Source organism: Actinomycetota bacterium, assembly GCA_030682655.1.
Lineage (GTDB): Bacteria > Actinomycetota > Coriobacteriia > Anaerosomatales > JAUXNU01 > JAUXNU01.
This window is the reverse complement of the sequence record JAUXNU010000207.1, coordinates 1-16,739: the sequence shown is the minus strand read 5'-3', so window position 1 is coordinate 16,739 and position 16,739 is coordinate 1. Positions and strand designations below refer to the sequence as shown.

Genomic DNA, 16,739 nt, shown 5'->3' with positions numbered 1-16,739 from the left:
CGCCCCACCGGACCGGGGTCGCGTCCTAGCCGCTGACCCTCGCAGGCACAGCTGAGCGCCGCTCGAAATGCCCACGCGTGGCGTTCGCGATCCACACAAGGGAGAGCATGATGGGCACCTCTTCGAGCACGCCCACGACGGTGGCCAGCGTCGCTCCGGATGTCAGTCCGAAGAGGGCTACGGCAACGGCGACCGCAAGCTCGAAGAAGTTCGACGCGCCCACGAAACCGGCCGGCGCGGCAATGGGATGCGGCAGCCGCCACAGCCACGACCATCCATAGGCGATCGCGAAGATCAGATACGTCTGCACGGTGAGTGGAACCGCAATGAGCAGGATGTGCAGCGGGTTGGCCACGATGGTCTCACCTTGGAAGATGAAGATGATCACGAGGGTGGCCAGCAGGGCGACGATCGTCACAGGCGCCAGAGCCGGCAGGAATGAGCCCTTGAACCACTCAAGACCCTTGTGCTTGATGAGCTGCACGCGTGAGACCCAACCGGAGAGCAGTGGAACCACCACGAACAGCACGACTGACAGAATCACCGTGTCGTATGGAACCAGGATGTCTGTCAGGCCAAGGAGAAACATCACGATCGGCGCGAAAGCGAATAGGAGTATCAGGTCGTTCAGCGCGACCTGCACGAGAGTGTAGGCGGGGTCGCCATCGGCGAGGTAGGACCACACGAACACCATCGCCGTGCAGGGCGCAGCCCCGAGCAGGACGGCACCGGCGAGGTACTCGCGTGCGAGGTCGACGGGGATCCACCGCGAGAAGACGACGTTGAGGAAGAACCATGCGATGGCGTACATCGTGAAAGGTTTGATGAGCCAGTTCGTCACCGTCGTCACGATGAGCCCCTGGCGGCGCTCACCCACGCGCCGCAGCGAGGCGAAGTCGATCTGCAGCATCATCGGATAGATCATGAGCCAGATGAGCACGGCGACGGGGATTGAGATCTGCGCGTACGAGAACCGGGAGAGTACGTCCGACGTGCCCGGCCAACGCCAGCCGATGAACGTGCCGACGGCGATACAGAGCGCTACCCAGAGGGAGAGATACCGCTCGAAGACACCCATGCGCTTCTTGCCGGTTTCCGGTTTCGCCATTGTCACTCCGCTGTCCGTATGTTTCGGCCACTCCTTCTATATCATTCAAACGCACGTTTGACAATAAAACGCGCATTTGAATATACTCGGCCTATGGACACCGAACTCCTCAAAGCCCTGGCCGATGAGAACCGGCTGCGGATCGTCGAGCTTCTTGCCGATGGCGAGAAGTGCATCTGCGAGATCGCCGCAGCCCTCGACGCCTCGGACGCGCTCGCATCTCACCATGTGAAGCAGCTGCGCGAGGCCGGAATCGTGCGTACGCGCCGCGTCGGCCGCTGGCTACACTGCTCTCTGGAGCCCGAGGCTCTCACACGACTCGCGGGCTCGTTCGCGAACCTCGCCGGTCGCGCGGGAGCGGCTGCTGCCGGTACCGGTTGCGCTTGCGACGCACCCGGGGAGGAATCGTGAGCTCCTTGGCCATGCAGATGGTCGAAACGCCTGTGGGCGCGGTGCCGAGGGTCGCAACGCGACTGTCGTTGGGCGACCGCTTGGGCACGATTCGCGTGCGACTCAACCTCTTTCGCATGGACTACCGCGTGGAGTCCGGGCTCCACGCGGTGGGCGCTCCGAATCCGGACTCACCGGTACTCGTGAGTGCCAACTTCAAGCTCTCCTTCGACGCGCTGCGCCGCGAACTTGCCGGCATCGACGCGTGGATCCTCGTGCTCGACACGCGTGGCGTCAACGTGTGGTGTGCTGCCGGCAAAGGCACCTTCGGCACGGTCGAGCTCGCCAAGCGCGTGCTCGAATCACGACTGGCCGAGGTCGTTGAGCACCGAACCCTTGTCGTGCCCCAGCTCGGTGCGCCAGGCGTGTCCGCGCACGAGGTCAAGACCTTCACCGGCTTCCGCGTCGTGTATGGCCCGGTGCGTGCCGCCGACATCCGGGAGTTTCTGGTCGCGGGGATGAAGGCGACTCCCGAGATGCGCCGTGTTCGCTTCACCCTGCGCGACCGCGTCGTGCTCACCGGCGTCGAGACTTCCATCGCATTCCAGCCGAAGGTTCTCGCCGCAGCTGTGGGCTTCCTGGCGCTCACCGGTCTCGGTCTCGATCCCCTGTTCTCGCTCGATCGAGTGCTTGGCCGAGGAGTTCCGGTGTTGGCCGCGGCGCTGCTCGCCGTCCTCGCGGGGCTTGTGTTGACGCCCGTGCTGCTCCCGTGGGTTCCCGGACGGATGTTCTCGCAGAAGGGCGCAATCGTCGGGGCGCTCACTGCGCTGGCCGCGATCGCGGCGGTCTCGTTGGCGGGTGTGCACGTGAGCTGGCTTGCGGCTGTCGCGGGTGTGGCGGGCATCACGGCCGGCGCGTCGTTCGGTGCGATGAACTTCACCGGGAGCTCGACGTACACGTCGTTTTCGGGTGTGAACGCTGAGATGCGGCGTTGGCTGCCGGTGCAGGTCGGGCTCGCTGCGACATCGGTGGTGGCGTTGCTGGCGAGCGCGGCAGTGGCGGTGATCGCGTGAGCGGGCTGAGGTATGTCGAGGGCGTCGTGACTCTCGCGTACGACGCCGAGAAATGCACCGGCTGCCGGATGTGCGCGATGGTCTGCCCGCATGGCGTGTTCGAGATGTGCGACGGACGCGCGGTCGTGGTCGACCGTGACGCATGCATGGAGTGCGGGGCGTGCGTGCGCAACTGCGCGTGGGCCGCGATCGAGGTCGACGCGAGTGTCGGGTGCGCGGCGGCGATCATCAACGGATGGATCCGCGGCACGGAGCCGAACTGCGGCGACGCGTGCTGCTAGCTACCAAGACGCGCGGGCGAGCTGCCCGCCAGGTGAAAGGACACGAGGAAGAATGAACATCAAGATCCTTGGCGGGGGTTGCGCGAACTGCGACAGGCTCGAGAAGGTGACGCGCGAAGCGGCAGCATCCCTCGGACTCGACGCGACGTTTGAGAAGGTCGCCGACTTCCAGCAGATCATGGCCTACGGCGTCATGACCACGCCGGCGCTCGTCGTCGACGAGCAGGTCAAGGTTGCCGGTCGCGTTCCGTCCGCCGAGGAGGTCGCCCGCCTGCTCCAGGGCGCCGCCGACGCCGGTACGGGCGGCTGCGGCTGCGGCGGGAGTTGCTGCTAGCCGACCCCACGCGCGGGCGATTCCGCGCGTGGGGCCGCATGGCGGGCTGACCCCATGGATATCTTCTATCCTCTGCAGTGGCTTGCCGAGCGCGCCACCTTCGACCTGATCGGGCTGTCTCCGGACTCCGCGCTTGGTCAGGCCGTCGCGTTCTTCCTCTACGACGTGCCGAAGATCCTGCTGATGCTCGCGGTGATCGTGTTCGTCGTGGCGATCATCCGCTCGTACTTCCCGCCGGAGCGCACCAAGGGCTACCTGTCGCACTCGCGCCTCTACGTGGGCAACGTGCTCGCGGCGAGCCTGGGCGTCGTCACCCCGTTCTGCTCGTGCTCGGCTGTCCCGCTCTTCATCGGCTTCGTCGAGGCCGGTGTGCCGCTCGGGGTGACGTTCTCGTTCCTCATCGCGAGCCCGATGGTGAACGAGGTCGCGCTCGTACTGCTGCTTGGCATGTTCGGGTGGAAGATCGCCGCGCTCTACCTCGTGGCCGGGCTAGCGGTCGCCATCGTGGGCGGCATCGTCATCGGCAAGCTGGGTCTCGAGCACCTCGTCGAGGAGTACGTCTACCAGATCAAGGTCGGGGACAAGCCCGCCGAGGAGATGACCCGCGCGGACCGCATCGCGTATGCGCGGGGCTACGTGCGCGAGATCGTCGGGAAGGTATGGCCGTACGTGATCGGCGGCATTGCGATCGGGGCGGCGATGCACGGCTACCTGCCGGATGACTTCCTCGTGCGCTGGGCCGGCCCGGGCAACCCGCTTGCGGTGCCGATCGCAGTGCTGATTGGCGTGCCGCTCTACAGCAACGCGGCTGGCGTGATCCCGATCGTGAGCGTGCTCGTGGACAAGGGCATGCAGATGGGAACGGTGCTCGCGTTCATGATGGCGGTCGTGGCGCTCTCGACGCCCGAGATGATCATCCTTCGCAAGGTCATCAAGCCCAAGCTCATCGCGATATTCGTCGCGATCAACGCGGTGACGATCATCGCGGTCGGGTATCTGTTCAACATGGTGCTGTAGGGGCGAGGGCTTCTTCGTAGCGCCTTCCCCCCACGTGGAGATTCGGTGGAATCGTGCGGGAATATGCTGCTCGGGGCTACACTTTGCTATACGGAGTGCCACGTCGGGGGGCAGCCCCGCCACCCCGGCGCCCTCATAGGGAGGCAGCACACCCATGTCCACAACGCGACGCGTACTTGTCGTCGAGGACGAGAAGGCCATCCGAGAAGCAGTCACTGCCTATCTCGAGAAGGAAGGCTACTGGGTCACCGGAGCCGCCGATGGCATCGCCGCGATTGATGCTTTCGACCAGCATTCCTTCGACCTAGTCGTTCTCGACCTCATGCTCCCGAAGGCTTCCGGCGAAGAGGTCTGCCGCACCATCCGGGACGTTTCCGACGTGCCTATCATCATGCTCACCGCAAAAGGCGAGCTCGAGGACCGGGTCGCCGGTCTGGAGCTCGGTGCCGACGACTACCTCGTCAAGCCGTTCTCGCCGCGCGAGCTGGTGGCGAGGGTACGGGCACTGCTACGCCGCGCGCACGTTGGCGCCGAACCTCAGCGCGACCGGCTGGTCCACGGCTCCCTCGAGGTCGACGTCGCGGCGCACAAGGCGTTCATTGGCGAGGAAGAGCTCGACCTGACCGCGAGTGAGTTCAAGCTGCTCATGACACTTGCGCGCTATCCGGGCCGCGTGTATTCGCGCATGGAGCTCGTCGAGAAGGTCCTTGGCTATGACTTCGAGGGCTACGAGCGCACGATCGACTCCCACGTGAAGAACCTGCGCGCCAAGTTGCATGACGACCCCAAGCAGCCGACGTTCATCTACACCGTTCACGGTGTCGGCTACCGCTTCGAGCCTGCCGAGGACGACGACTGATGAAGGCCCCGGGACGCCGAGGTCTCGGGCGACGCTTGGCGCTCGCCTTTGCGGTAGTCGCCGCATTCACGGCGATGCTGTCGGCGGTCATCCTCACAGCCGTGTGGGGCGGGCAGTTCGATGCCTACGTTCGCGAAGGCCTTCAGGACACTGCGGACGGCGCGGCGACCCTCCTTGGCAGGTCATACGAGAACTCCGGAGGGTGGACGCTGCAGGGATTCTCCGAGATGCCGCGCTTCGGCATGATGAGCGGGCTCGCGCTCCAGGTGCTCGATGCGCGCGGGAGCGTCATCTACGACGACACGTACCACGCGACCATGTTGGGCCAGTCGATCGCGGGCGTGCCATCTGGCTACCGCGAGCCGCAGGGGCCCGTCGTGACCTCGCCCATCGTGGCTCAGGAAGAGATCGTCGGGGTTGTGCGCATGTGGTCACTGTCTCCGCAGGGGTTGCTGACCGAGAACGACTGGCGATTCCGCCGGTCGAGCTTCCAGGGACTCATCACTGCCGCGCTGATCTCGGTGTTCGGCGCGTCGCTTGCCGGCCTCGTGTTCGCGATGACGATAGTGCGGCCGCTCGACAAGATCACGGCGACCGCGGAGCGGCTACGTGCTGGCGACCGGCACGCACGCACGGAACTCGACGGAGAGGACTCCATCGGCGTGCTCGGCCGGACGTTCGACGAGATGGCCGACGCCATCGAGGCCGACCGAGAGATGGAGCGGCGGCTCACGGCCGACGTCGCCCACGAACTGCGCACGCCACTGCAGGCCATTCAGGCGACCGTCGAAGCGATGCAGGATGGCGTCATGCCTGCCGATGAGGAGCACCTCGGCACGGTGCGCAACGAGACGGTTCGTCTCGCACGCCTGGCCGACGGCATCCTCGAGCTGACGCGCCTCGAGCGCGGCAGCACCCCGATGAGCCTCGAGCGCATCGACCTCGCGGGCCCGGTTCGCATGGCGGTCGACGCGCACCGCGCGCTCTTCGAGTCCTGTGGTCTCACCCTGGCCGAGGAGATCGAGTCCGGCCTCATGGTGGACGGCGACTCCGACCGCCTCACGCAGGCGGTCGGCAACCTCATCTCGAACGCGTGTCGCTACACGCCGTCGGGCGGCGTCGTGACGGTCACGTTGGGTCGCGACGGGGACCGCGCTCTTATCGAGGTCGCGGACACCGGGATCGGCATCGCCGAGGAAGATCTCGAGCGCGTGTTCTCGCGCTTCTGGCGCGCGGACGGAGCACGCGATCGCGCAAGCGGCGGGCTCGGCATTGGGCTGGCGGTCGTCAAGGAGATCGTCGAGCGCCACGGCGGGAGCGTGGAGGCCGCGAACCGCGCCGGGGGCGGCAGTGTGTTCGCGGTCCGCGTCCCGCTGGCGGGTCTGCCTGAACCATCCAAGCCGCCCGCTCGTCGCCGATAGCCGCGAGTCGAGGCGCGTCGTCGACCGCGTACCGGGCACCCTACTCGCCAAGGATGCGGATGCTCCCCGCCGTAGCCTGCACCGGGTAGGACTCGGCAACGGGGCCGGTGAACCACACCTCGAGCTTCGAGGCTTGGGAGATGTCGGCGAAGGTGGCGGGGTTGTCCTTGGCGTCGAAGATCTCGGTCTTGGAGTCGACGTGGACGCTGGCCACGTTGTACCCGCTGGAACCGGGCGTGCCGTTCTCGATGAGGAAGCTGCCGCCTCCGGTGCCGTCGGCCATGTACTGCGTGACGGTCCCGGTGATGCTTGGTGGCTCGCTCGGCGGTGCGGCGGTGCAGCCGACGACGGCTGCGGTCAACACGAGCGCGGCAAGTGCAGCAATGAGGATGCGCGGCGTGCGGGACATTCATGCCTCCTTGGCAAGGTATTGATGGTGAGACGCGCGAGTCATCAATGTGGTTCTTCCGAATCGCGGGTAGTGCGAAACACGGGTAGGGTATTCAGTGAGCAGGCTCGGGCTTTGGAGGGGCGACGATGATTCTTGGAGTGGAGCTTCAGTGGGGTTCCGTGCTGGTCGGCGGGGTGGTCATGTTTCTGCTCGCGGCGTTCCAGGTGCTCGTGGGGCTGCGGGTTATCCACTTCAAGGGACGCACCCACATGAAGGTGCACAAGTGGGGAGCCTGGGTGCTGGTGGGCGCCGGAGCCGGTCATGGGCTGGTCGCAGCGACTGTGTACTTCGGGTGGAAGATCCTGAGCTGAGGATGCCGACCACCTGCGCCAACTCCTACGCCCACACGCACTGGCTCACGGGATCTCTGGATTCCGGGCAAACTCGTTGAACCGCTGAACCATGGCGATGTATACTAGATGTATACTAGGGCGATGACGGCGAACGCCCGTCCGCCTGTCCGTTCTCCTCGGTCAGACTCTGGCAAGAAGGTGGGAAGCCATGTCCGATACGGTCAAGCGCATGGTGCGCAAGCAGCTCAACATCGAACCGACTCAAGATGAGACTCTCAAGGTGCTCGCGAGAGAACGCGGGGTCTCGGAGTCGGAACTGGTCCGCGAGGCGATCGATGCGTTCGTCGAGGCGGACGCGCGGGGCCGAGAGCACGGCGAGCAGACTGCGCGGATCGTCGATGCGCTCTTCGAGGAATGGGACAGAGCGCCGTTCGATCTCGGCAGCGTTCGCGACAGCTACCGGCTTGGTTGCTACGGTGACTGATTTGCGTTGTCTCATCGACACCAACGTTCTGGTCTATGCGCGAAGCACGGCATCTGGCCCGGAAGAGCGTGCCAAGTGCGAACGGGCCCGGTCGGTGGTGAGGGCATGTGCCCGCGCGGGCATTGGCGTGCTGAGCACGCAGGTGCTCGTCGAGACGTTCGACGTCTTCACTCGCGGCACCGTGAGGTCGAGCGATCGAGCGGCGGTCCTTGGTCATGTTACGGGACTCGCCGCGGCCTTTCAGGTGCTCGCAACCGACGCGCAGACGGTCTTGCTGGCGGGAGACTGTTCGCGCAGACGGGGGTTGCGGATCTTCGACGCGCTCCTATGGGCAGTCGCATACGCGAACGGCGTCCGCATGGTCCTCTCCGAGGACTTCTCCCACCGCAGCGAGGTCGACGGGGTGTCGTTCATCGACCCGTTCGCGGCCGACTTCGCGTTTGCAGAGCTGGGGCTGCGGGCTGAGTAGCCGGACTGCGCTGGGGGCGAAGCCTGGCGAGGTGGGCCGGGTGGCAGCTTGCATCTCCTTGGTCAGCAGTCGTACCATGGGTACGACTGAATGGTACGACCAGAGAGCGAGCGACCATGGCTGTCGACAAGTTCAGCATCTCGCTTCCGCGAGAGCTCGTCTCGAACGTGGACGAGATCGCCTCGGCGGACGGGCTCACGCGGAGCGCGGTCATTCGCGAGGCGACGGCCAGCTACGTAGCCGAGCGCCGGAGTGGGGAGTACGAGCGGCGTCGTCGGGAGCGGATGGCTGCCGCGCAGGAGGGATTCGATGCGATCGCAGGCGCCTGGGGATCGGACGAAACTCCCGGGATCGCATACCTGCGCGAGCTGCGAGGCGAGGCGCCTGGGCCGTCGGACGACGAGTCGGTGTCGGCTGGTGAGTGACGAGCGGCGTCTCGTGGTCCTCGACTCCTCGGTCGGGGTGAAGTGGATCAAGCCGGAGCCGGGGCGCGAGACGGCGATGGAGCTTCTCGCGCGTCATGGCGAGGGTTCGCTCCGAATCGTGGTGGCCTCGCACTTCGTGCATGAGGTCGTGGGCGTCGCCGTTCGCCACGGTGGCCCCGAGACGGGGCGCCAGGCATGGGCGAGTCTGCAGCTGGCGGATCTCACCGTGATCGGCCTTGACGAGGAGGTCGCCGAAGCAGCTTTCGACCAATGCCGGTTGCTGGGGTGTTCCTTCTACGATGCACTCGCTCCGGCGCTCGCCGAGCGTCTCGGAGCGATCCTGCACTCGGCGGACGCCCGCGCGCATCGGCGATTTGCGGGTGTTGCTCTCGTGGAATGAGGCGGGCGGCTCGCGGCGGTTGCGAGCGGGCTTCCGAGTGCGTGACGGGCTTGCCTGGCGCAGATGAGACCTGGGTGCATTGCGGACAGGTGCGCACTCTCGTCAAGGGCCGACTGCTCGGCGAGCCGCCTGCTGCGCTCGACGCAGGGACGATGTCGCGAGTCGACATCGCCCGGCGTGTTTCCCTCGGCATGTACTGAGCGTGCGAAGCTCGAATCCGGCCTTGCGCGCCCTACAATCCCCTCGCGCTATCGCCTACAATGACCGCGTACCTCCGCGCCCTCGCAGCACTTCGACGTCCTCGGGTGACGGTGCCGACCGCACGAGACCCCGAAAGGAGCGACTGCTGTGACGCAGCCGCAGGGCCTTAGTCCCGACTCTCAAGGCAAAGTCCGCGATCTATACGATCTTGGCGACAGACTGCTGCTTGTCGCCTCGGACCGCATCAGCGCGTTCGACGTGGTCCTGCCGGAGCCGATTCCATACAAAGGCGAAGTCCTCACGAAGCTCTCTCTGTTCTGGTTCGAGCTCCTTGGCGACATAGTGGCGAACCACTTGCTCTCGACCGATGTCGCAGATTTGCCCGAGCAGTTCACTGCGCACGCCGACTACCTGCGCGGACGCTTCATGCTTGTGCGCAAGGCGACAGTCTTCCCGATAGAGTGCATCGTGCGTGGCTATCTCGCCGGCTCGGGGCTGAAGGAGTACCAGCGCGAGGGCACCGTCTGCGGCATCCAGCTGCCGGAAGGCCTCGTGGAATCGAGCCGCCTCGACGAGCCGATCTTCACGCCGTCGACCAAGGCGGAGATCGGCGAACACGACGAGAACATCGACTTCGAGCGCATGGTCGAGGTCATCGGACTCCCGTACGCCGAGGAGCTGCGCGACAAGACCGTCGCCGTCTACTCGGCGGCACGCGAGCATGCGGCCTCCCGCGGGATCATCATCGCCGACACGAAGTTCGAGTTCGGACTCATCGACGGACAGGTCACGCTCATCGATGAGGTGCTCACACCGGACTCGAGCCGGTTCTGGCCAGCCGACGACTACGAGTCTGGCCGAGGACAGGCGAGTTTCGACAAGCAATACGTGCGCGACTGGCTCGAGAGCATCGGCTGGGACAAGACCCCGCCTCCGCCGGCGCTGCCTGCCGACATCGTGGAGGGAACCAGTGCTCGCTATATCCAGGCCTACGAACTCATCACAGGCCGAACGTTCGTCCCGGAAGGGGATGCCTGATCCGTATGGCCCGAAGAAGCGCCAGCAACCCGCGCTACCGGCGTGACGCCGAGCTCGGAAAGACCCGCAAGAGCGCCGCGCGCGCCAAGCCTATGCGCGAGAAGGGCACCGTCGAGGTGACGCGAACCGCGGCCAAGAAGAAGGCCGACGCGAAGCCGGAGGTCAAAGGCTGGCGCAAGTTCTTCCAACCGCTACCCACACCCAATACCCCCGAGTTCAGACGCTGGCGCAAGATCTGGGCAGGACTCATGATCACGGGCACCGTCTTCTTCCTTGGGGCTTTGTGGCAGTTCCGCACGGAGATCGGCAACTGGATGCTCGCGCTGACCTACACGTGCCTGTTCACGGCCATCTACATCGATTGGACCAAGCTGCGCCCGATGCGCAAGGCGATGATGGCAGGCGGCAAAGGCTCTTCGAAAGGTGCGCCGGCCGCGAAGGCGAAGGAAGACAAAGGTGACTCAGCCGGGGATTCCTCGGCCAAGAAGGGCTAGTGCGAGCCGCGTTTACGGAAGGGACGATGTCGGACCATGGCGCAATACAAGGTCTTTGTGACGTACAAGAAGGGCATCTTCGACCCTCCCGGTGCGACAGCCGAGCGGGCGCTCGCCAACCTCGGCTACGCGGGGATCGAGAGCGTGAAGATCGGCAAGTTCATCCAGATTGACGCCGACGCAGACCTCGATACGGTGCGCGCGATGTGCGAGAAGCTGCTTGCGAACCCGGTTATCGAGGACTTCCGCATCGAGACTGTTGGGGAGGCGTGAGCATGCGCTTCGGTGTCGTCATCTTTCCGGGCTCGAACTGCGAGCAGGACGTGATCCACGCCGCTCGCCATCTCGGTTTCGAGGCCGATTTCGTGTGGCACGGTGACACCGACCTTTCCGGCTTCGACGCGATTGTCCTGCCCGGCGGCTTCTCCTACGGCGACTACATTCGCTGCGGCGCGGTCGCGCAGTTCTCACCGGTGATGAATGCGGTCGGGCGCTTCGCCGAGCGCGGCGGACCGGTCATCGGCATCTGCAACGGATTCCAGATACTCACGGAGGCTCACCTGCTGCCGGGCGCGCTCCTGCGCAACACGGGACTCAAGTTCATCTGCCGCGAAGTGTCGCTGCGTGTGGAAGATAGCGTTTGCCAGTGGATCGACATGCCGGCCGGCACCGTCGTGCGGATCCCGATCAACCACAACGAGGGCAACTTCGTCTGCGATGAGGCGACACGGGCCCGGCTCGAGGCGGGCGGTCAGATCGTGCTGCGCTACTGCGAGCCCGACGGCACGCGGGACGAGGACGGCAGCGCGCCGAACGGTGCACTCGACGACATCGCGGGCATCTGCAACGAGCGCGGCAACGTGTTCGGTCTCATGCCGCACCCCGAGCGCGTCGTTGACGCCGTGACCGGTGGCGTGGACGGGCAGCGATTCTTCACGACCATCGTCGCCAGGCTTGCGGAGGTCGCAGGGTAGTGCCTGCGAGCACAGATGGCTTCGGCCTTGGCATGTGGCTCCTTGCGATTCTCGGATTCGTCCTTCTGGCGGGTGCCGTCGCGATCGTGATCGATTCGATCCGCCGTCCCCGATCCGCCTTCGGCCTCACCGGGCGGTGGCCATGGATCGTGGTGCAGGCAGCCTTCTTTGGCGTGACGCTGTACGGGATGTTCGTGACGCCCGCACAGTCGCTGTCGGCCGCCATGGGGCTTCTGACGCTTGTCGCGCTCGTCCAGCAGATTGCGTACCTGCTGCGGGTGGTCTTCCCGTCGCCCCGCAGGACACGGGCTGCATCTGACGACGAGGACTGAACGCCTGTTCGTTGACGCGTCGGCTTGGTAGTCATACTATGAGTATGAATCACGGTATGACCGCGAAGGAGAAGACGATGACTGCGAAAGTCACGGTGTCCTTGCCCGACGAGCTGCTCGAGCGACTCGATGGCGAAGCTGCCGAGCAGAGAACCTCGCGCAGCGAACTCGTGCAGGAATCGCTCGCAGCCTATCTCGGCAAGACCGCCGATGAGCGTGCCGACGAGACCCGCCGCCGCCGTATGCTGGACGCGCTCGAGGGGATGCGGACATTCCACGTCGGACGCGAGGTGATGGACGATCGACCGTCGCTCGAGATCCTTCGCGAGGTGCGCGAGACGGACGACGCCGCGCCTCCGCGAGACGTCCGCAAGGATCGAGGATGAGCGAGCTTCCGGTATTCGCACTTGACGCTTCCGTGGGCGTGAAGTGGTTCAAGCATGAGGCAGGTCAGGATGCGGCTCTCGCGTTGCTGGAAAGAGCGGTTCGAGGCGAGATCTCTCTGGTTGCGCCCACGCACTTCGCGCACGAGGTGCTGTCTGTGGTGCAGCGACACTACACATCCCGGGATTTGGTTCCCGCCTGGGAGCGCCTGCAGGCCACAGACCTTGCGTTGCTCCCCCTCACCGACGAGGTCGTCGCAGAGACTGCGCGACAGTGCGAGCTCCTCGGCTGCTCCTTCTACGATGCACTGGCACCGGCGTGCGCGTCGCTTCTCGGAGCGACGCTTGCGACCGCCGATTCGCGTGCCCACGGTGAGTATCCGGATGTGTTGCTCGTGGGGTAGCCGGGAGTCCGCACGCCCTGGCAACACGGCCCTCCCTCTTGCAGTAAGATGTGCGTGTCCCGCCCGTCGCGCCCGAGGAGTCGCGCCTCATGCCGGAGTCCCTCTCCCCCGAACTCGCCCCCCAACTTGCCGAAGAACTCGGCCTCAAGCTCGCGGAATACGAACACATCGTCGAGATTCTGGGACGCGTCCCATCGGTGACCGAGCTGTATATGTACTCGCTCATGTGGAGCGAGCATTGCAGCTACAAGCACTCGCGCAAGGCACTGCGAATGTTCCCGACAACCGGCGCGCACGTGCTTCAGGGTCCGGGCGAGAACGCCGGCGTGATCAGCGTGGGCGACGGCTGGGCGGTCGCGTTCAAGATGGAGTCGCACAACCACCCGAGCGCCATCGAGCCCTACCAGGGTGCCGCAACCGGTATCGGCGGCATCATCCGCGACATCTTCACGATGGGCGCGCGCCCGATCGCGAGTCTCGACTCCCTGCGCTTCGGCACCCTCGACAACCCCCGCCAGCGCTATCTCTTCGAGGGCGCCGTTGCCGGTATTGGCGGCTACGGCAACTGCCTTGGCGTACCCACAGTCGGCGGCGAGGTCTACTTCGAGGAAGCCTACGAGGGCAACTGCCTCATCAACGCGATGTCGATCGGCCTCATGCGCGAGGAGAACCTCATGCGCGCAGTGGCGGCGGGTCCCGGCAACCTGGTAGTGCTCATCGGCTCGACGACAGGTCGGGACGGCATCGGAGGCGCGTCGACGCTTGCGAGTCAGGAGTTCGACGAGCGTGCCGAGGACAAGCGGCCAAGCGTGCAGGTCGGCGACCCGTTCGAGGAGAAGCTGCTCATCGAGGCGTGCCTGGAGCTTCTGGACGGCAATCTGCTTGTGGCGCTCGGCGACCTCGGCGCGGCTGGGCTCACCTCCTCGGCCAGTGAGATGGCGAGCCGCGGCGGTGTCGGGCTTGAGATCGACGTGGCCAAGGTGCCGCAGCGCGAGGACGCGATGCAGCCGTTCGAGATCATGGTCTCCGAGTCGCAGGAGCGCATGCTGGCGGTCGTGACGCCGGAGAACCTGGACGCTGCGCGCGCGGTTTGCGACAAGTGGGGTCTGCTGTCGACTGTCATTGGCCAGGTCACAGACACCGGCCGCTTCGTGGTGACGCAGGGTGGCGAGGTAGTCGCGGACGTGCCCGCCTCCACGCTCGCCGATGACGCGCCTATCTACGATCCTCCCAAGGAGCGGCCGGCGTATCTCGACAAGGTTCAGGCGTTCGATCCGCACTCGCTCATGCACCCCGAGTCGGTCGCCGAGCTCACGCAGACGCTCCTTCGCATCCTCGCGAGTCCGAACATCTGCTCGCGCCGCTGGATCTGGGAGCAGTACGACCACCAGGTGATGGCGAACTCGGTCGTGCTTCCGGGTAGTGACGCCGCGGTCCTGCGAATCGGTGACACCGGCCGAGGAGAGATGACCGATCGCGCGATCGCCGTAAGTAGTGACTGCAACGGCCGCTATTGCTATCTGGACCCGTACTTGGGAGCCCAGATCGCTCTGGCCGAGGCGGCGCGCAACGTTGCGTGCTCCGGCGGCGAGCCCGCGGCCATCACCGATTGCCTGAACTTCGGTTCGCCCGAGAAGCCTGAGGTATTCTGGACGTTCTTCGAGGCCGTCCGGGGCATGTCCGACGCATGCAAGGCGTGGGAGATTCCGGTCATCTCCGGGAACGTGAGCTTCTACAACGAGAGCTTCGGCCAGCCCATCTACCCGACGCCGACCGTTGGGCTCGTCGGCTTGCTCGACCACCTGGACCAGCACTGTACGATGTCTTTCAAGGTCGAAGGCGACGTTGTGGTGCTGGTGGGCGAAACCCATGACGAGCTGGGCGGCAGCGAGTATTTGAAGGTGCTGCACGACACGGTCGCCGGACGCCCGCCGGCGCTCGACCTGGAGCTCGAGTCCGACGTGGCTGACGCGGTTCGCGACGCGATTCGCGCAGGCCTTGCGAGGTCGGCCCACGACTGCTCCGAGGGTGGCATCGCTGTCGCGCTCGCCGAGAGCTGCATCGCGGGCGGCATCGGTTGCGACGTGCGCATCGACGACGAGCTGCCCGCGATCTCAAGCCTGTTCTCGGAGTCTCAGAGCCGCATCGTACTCACGGTGGCGCAGCGCGACGTGGAGGCGCTCCTTGGCATACTGGAGCAGCGGTTGGTGCCGTACGCTGTGATCGGCGCGGTGGGAGGATCGCGGCTCCACATCCGCGAGAAGGTCGACGTGGACGTCGAGACGTTGCGGCGGGCATGGGAACCCACGCTTGAGCGGCTCGTCCACGGAGAGATCCAGCCGGAGGAGCTGTACGAGGGATAGCGGGGGGAGTATGAGGGGGATCGTACGGTCGGGGGTCGTCGTGGCGCTGGTGGTTCTTGCGCTGGGCGTCCCCGTGGACAAGATTCTCGCGTCCCGCTTCGGCGTGTGTTGCCGCATGCCCAAGGTGCAAAGCGCCGTCGCACTCACCTTTGACGACGGACCTGACGAGCGCTACACACCGCAGATCCTCGACATCCTTGCAGCTCATCAGGTGCGTGCGACGTTCTTCGTAGTCGGCGAGCATTGTGAGCGGAATCCAGCGCTCGTGCGGCGCATCATCGCCGAGGGCCACGAGATTGCGAACCACTCGCAAACCCATGGAGATGTGTCTGCGATGGATGCCGCGACGCTCGCGCGAGAGTTTGAGGAGAGCCAACGCACTCTTCACCAGCTCGGTGTTGAGCCGGTGTGGTACCGGCCGCCGAGGGGAGTGCTGAACGCTGCACAAAGGAGGCTCGCATCAGAGTGCGGCCTGAGGGTCGCCTTGTGGTCGCGCGTCGTGGAACGCTCGCGGTTCCGCTCCGCCGAGGAGATGGCAGCCACGCTCGTTGGCGAGACACTCGCGGGTGACATCCTCCTGTCCCATGACGGGCGCCTGGACCGCACGATGACCGTCGAGGCGTTGCCGGGACTCCTTGGCGGGCTGCGGGCGAAGGGACTCGATGTCGTCTCGCTGAGCGAACTCGATGCGAGGGCGCGAACACGGGCGCCCGGCGCGGCGGGACAGACCCCCTGACGCGTCCGCCATAATCTGGGAATGGCCGCCGATCCGAGAGGGGGAGTCGTGGGTCTCACACCTGGAGTCCGGCGCAGTCTTGCGATCGCGCTGACGCTACTCCTGCTGTCAGTTCCTCTTGTCGCATTCGCCGAGGAGACGCCTGCCGAACCGGCCGATGCGCGTGACGGCTCGTTCGCGGGTACGTACGAGGTCGCCGGCAGCACGAACACAGGCAAGCCGATCAGTGCCGTTGTCGTGGTCACCGACCTGGGCGACGAGATCCAGTTCTCCTCGGAAGTGTATGGGTTCCCCGTCAGTTCGACGGGGGCTGCCGCATGGAACGGGGACGAGGTGACGGTGCCCGTCTCGGTGACGGCCATTCATTGCCAGCGGATCAGGCGCGATCACGCTATCGCGGGTCGAGAACGGATGGAACTTCTCGGGCAGCGGCTCGGGCAAAGTGCTCACGAAGTCCGGGACCGCGAGCGTTGCCGGTTTCAAGCCGGTTGACAAGGCCGCCACGCCCGAGGAGGTCGCGGAGGCATCCGGCGTCTCGGAGCAGGCGCAGTCGCTCGACGAGGCGGTCGGTCCACTCAAGCCCGACGAGGATCAGGGCCAGCTCGACACGTCCGAGCAGCTCGCTGGCTTGGCCGCGCTGCTGTTTCTTGCGTTTCTGGTGGTGCTTCTCGAGATGATCCTCGGAGTATTCATTCTGTTCTAGTACTTCGTTCCTGAAGAATAGTTACACATCAAGCCACCTCGAGATCGAACTTGTTCCAGCGGAGAACGACAGGCGAGGCGTTGAACTCGTCGATGCCCCGCAGGAT

General features: G+C 65.4%; 26 protein-coding genes. 24 read left to right on the top strand and 2 right to left on the bottom strand.

The features are described from left to right. Window positions 1-25 precede the first annotated feature (25 nt). Entirely contained in the window at window positions 26-1,108 is a 1,083-nt protein-coding gene (gene arsB, locus Q8K99_14095) for an ACR3 family arsenite efflux transporter (GenBank protein ID MDP2183682.1), read from the bottom strand. Window positions 1,109-1,201: 93 nt separating this feature from the next. Here arsB and Q8K99_14090 point away from each other — a divergent pair, with 93 nt between their 5' ends. From Q8K99_14090 to Q8K99_14060, 7 genes are all read left to right on the top strand, one after another. Beyond that, entirely contained in the window at window positions 1,202-1,519 is a 318-nt protein-coding gene (locus Q8K99_14090; GenBank protein MDP2183681.1) for a metalloregulator ArsR/SmtB family transcription factor, read from the top strand. After that, the gene (hgcA, locus tag Q8K99_14085; protein ID MDP2183680.1) at window positions 1,516-2,571 is read left to right on the top strand and encodes a mercury methylation corrinoid protein HgcA; all 1,056 of its coding nucleotides are present in this window, start codon (window positions 1,516-1,518) and stop codon (window positions 2,569-2,571) included. The genes Q8K99_14090 and hgcA overlap by 4 nt, the downstream gene beginning before the upstream one ends. Beyond that, complete coding sequence (gene hgcB / locus Q8K99_14080; protein MDP2183679.1) at window positions 2,568-2,852, top strand: mercury methylation ferredoxin HgcB; 285 nt, start codon at window positions 2,568-2,570, stop codon at window positions 2,850-2,852. The genes hgcA and hgcB overlap by 4 nt, the downstream gene beginning before the upstream one ends. Window positions 2,853-2,904: 52 nt before the next feature. Next, entirely contained in the window at window positions 2,905-3,186 is a 282-nt protein-coding gene (locus Q8K99_14075) for a thioredoxin family protein (protein ID MDP2183678.1), read from the top strand. A gap of 54 nt (window positions 3,187-3,240) precedes the next feature. Then, on the top strand, window positions 3,241-4,203 hold the full coding sequence (locus tag Q8K99_14070; protein ID MDP2183677.1) for a permease: 963 nt from the start codon (window positions 3,241-3,243) through the stop codon (window positions 4,201-4,203). Between the two features lie 154 nt (window positions 4,204-4,357). After that, window positions 4,358-5,062 (top strand): response regulator transcription factor, encoded by a 705-nt coding sequence (locus tag Q8K99_14065; protein ID MDP2183676.1) that lies wholly within the window; start codon window positions 4,358-4,360, stop codon window positions 5,060-5,062. Further along, window positions 5,062-6,483, top strand: a complete 1,422-nt coding sequence (locus Q8K99_14060) for a HAMP domain-containing sensor histidine kinase (protein ID MDP2183675.1) — start codon at window positions 5,062-5,064, stop codon at window positions 6,481-6,483. The genes Q8K99_14065 and Q8K99_14060 overlap by 1 nt, the downstream gene beginning before the upstream one ends. A gap of 40 nt (window positions 6,484-6,523) precedes the next feature. Here Q8K99_14060 and Q8K99_14055 read toward each other — a convergent pair whose 3' ends face one another. Continuing rightward, window positions 6,524-6,892 carry a DUF3221 domain-containing protein gene (locus Q8K99_14055; GenBank protein ID MDP2183674.1) on the bottom strand — a complete coding sequence of 123 codons (369 nt, stop codon included), beginning with the start codon at window positions 6,890-6,892 and terminating at the stop codon, window positions 6,524-6,526. A gap of 128 nt (window positions 6,893-7,020) precedes the next feature. Here Q8K99_14055 and Q8K99_14050 point away from each other — a divergent pair, with 128 nt between their 5' ends. The 17 genes from Q8K99_14050 to Q8K99_13970 all read left to right on the top strand — a co-directional run bounded on the left by Q8K99_14050 (window position 7,021) and on the right by Q8K99_13970 (window position 16,633). Next, entirely contained in the window at window positions 7,021-7,245 is a 225-nt protein-coding gene (locus Q8K99_14050) for a hypothetical protein (GenBank protein MDP2183673.1), read from the top strand. A gap of 190 nt (window positions 7,246-7,435) precedes the next feature. Next, the gene (locus Q8K99_14045; protein ID MDP2183672.1) at window positions 7,436-7,711 is read left to right on the top strand and encodes a CopG family transcriptional regulator; all 276 of its coding nucleotides are present in this window, start codon (window positions 7,436-7,438) and stop codon (window positions 7,709-7,711) included. Next, window positions 7,704-8,180 (top strand): PIN domain-containing protein, encoded by a 477-nt coding sequence (locus Q8K99_14040; protein ID MDP2183671.1) that lies wholly within the window; start codon window positions 7,704-7,706, stop codon window positions 8,178-8,180. Before Q8K99_14045 ends, Q8K99_14040 begins: the two co-directional genes overlap by 8 nt. A 116-nt stretch (window positions 8,181-8,296) precedes the next feature. Further along, window positions 8,297-8,605, top strand: a complete 309-nt coding sequence (locus tag Q8K99_14035) for a ribbon-helix-helix protein, CopG family (GenBank protein ID MDP2183670.1) — start codon at window positions 8,297-8,299, stop codon at window positions 8,603-8,605. Continuing rightward, window positions 8,598-9,005 carry a type II toxin-antitoxin system VapC family toxin gene (locus Q8K99_14030; protein MDP2183669.1) on the top strand — a complete coding sequence of 136 codons (408 nt, stop codon included), beginning with the start codon at window positions 8,598-8,600 and terminating at the stop codon, window positions 9,003-9,005. The genes Q8K99_14035 and Q8K99_14030 overlap by 8 nt, the downstream gene beginning before the upstream one ends. Further along, window positions 9,002-9,205, top strand: coding sequence for a hypothetical protein (locus Q8K99_14025; protein ID MDP2183668.1), 204 nt, complete (start codon window positions 9,002-9,004; stop codon window positions 9,203-9,205). Before Q8K99_14030 ends, Q8K99_14025 begins: the two co-directional genes overlap by 4 nt. A gap of 148 nt (window positions 9,206-9,353) precedes the next feature. Further along, window positions 9,354-10,244: a phosphoribosylaminoimidazolesuccinocarboxamide synthase gene (locus Q8K99_14020; GenBank protein ID MDP2183667.1), complete on the top strand. Its 891-nt coding sequence runs from the start codon at window positions 9,354-9,356 to the stop codon at window positions 10,242-10,244. A 5-nt stretch (window positions 10,245-10,249) separates the two neighbouring features. Further along, complete coding sequence (locus tag Q8K99_14015; protein ID MDP2183666.1) at window positions 10,250-10,738, top strand: hypothetical protein; 489 nt, start codon at window positions 10,250-10,252, stop codon at window positions 10,736-10,738. A 36-nt stretch (window positions 10,739-10,774) separates the two neighbouring features. After that, window positions 10,775-11,011, top strand: a complete 237-nt coding sequence (gene purS / locus Q8K99_14010; GenBank protein ID MDP2183665.1) for a phosphoribosylformylglycinamidine synthase subunit PurS — start codon at window positions 10,775-10,777, stop codon at window positions 11,009-11,011. Window positions 11,012-11,013: 2 nt separating this feature from the next. After that, on the top strand, window positions 11,014-11,712 hold the full coding sequence (gene purQ, locus Q8K99_14005; protein MDP2183664.1) for a phosphoribosylformylglycinamidine synthase subunit PurQ: 699 nt from the start codon (window positions 11,014-11,016) through the stop codon (window positions 11,710-11,712). Continuing rightward, the gene (locus Q8K99_14000; protein MDP2183663.1) at window positions 11,712-12,044 is read left to right on the top strand and encodes a hypothetical protein; all 333 of its coding nucleotides are present in this window, start codon (window positions 11,712-11,714) and stop codon (window positions 12,042-12,044) included. Before purQ ends, Q8K99_14000 begins: the two co-directional genes overlap by 1 nt. A gap of 77 nt (window positions 12,045-12,121) precedes the next feature. Continuing rightward, window positions 12,122-12,430: a ribbon-helix-helix domain-containing protein gene (locus Q8K99_13995; GenBank protein ID MDP2183662.1), complete on the top strand. Its 309-nt coding sequence runs from the start codon at window positions 12,122-12,124 to the stop codon at window positions 12,428-12,430. Beyond that, complete coding sequence (locus Q8K99_13990; GenBank protein ID MDP2183661.1) at window positions 12,427-12,831, top strand: type II toxin-antitoxin system VapC family toxin; 405 nt, start codon at window positions 12,427-12,429, stop codon at window positions 12,829-12,831. Before Q8K99_13995 ends, Q8K99_13990 begins: the two co-directional genes overlap by 4 nt. Before the next feature lie 89 nt (window positions 12,832-12,920). Continuing rightward, on the top strand, window positions 12,921-15,194 hold the full coding sequence (purL, locus tag Q8K99_13985; GenBank protein ID MDP2183660.1) for a phosphoribosylformylglycinamidine synthase subunit PurL: 2,274 nt from the start codon (window positions 12,921-12,923) through the stop codon (window positions 15,192-15,194). Window positions 15,195-15,204: 10 nt separating this feature from the next. Continuing rightward, the gene (locus tag Q8K99_13980; GenBank protein MDP2183659.1) at window positions 15,205-15,930 is read left to right on the top strand and encodes a polysaccharide deacetylase family protein; all 726 of its coding nucleotides are present in this window, start codon (window positions 15,205-15,207) and stop codon (window positions 15,928-15,930) included. 48 nt (window positions 15,931-15,978) lie between these two features. Next, on the top strand, window positions 15,979-16,422 hold the full coding sequence (locus Q8K99_13975; protein MDP2183658.1) for a hypothetical protein: 444 nt from the start codon (window positions 15,979-15,981) through the stop codon (window positions 16,420-16,422). Further along, on the top strand, window positions 16,373-16,633 hold the full coding sequence (locus tag Q8K99_13970; protein ID MDP2183657.1) for a hypothetical protein: 261 nt from the start codon (window positions 16,373-16,375) through the stop codon (window positions 16,631-16,633). Before Q8K99_13975 ends, Q8K99_13970 begins: the two co-directional genes overlap by 50 nt. Window positions 16,634-16,739: the final 106 nt, after the last annotated feature.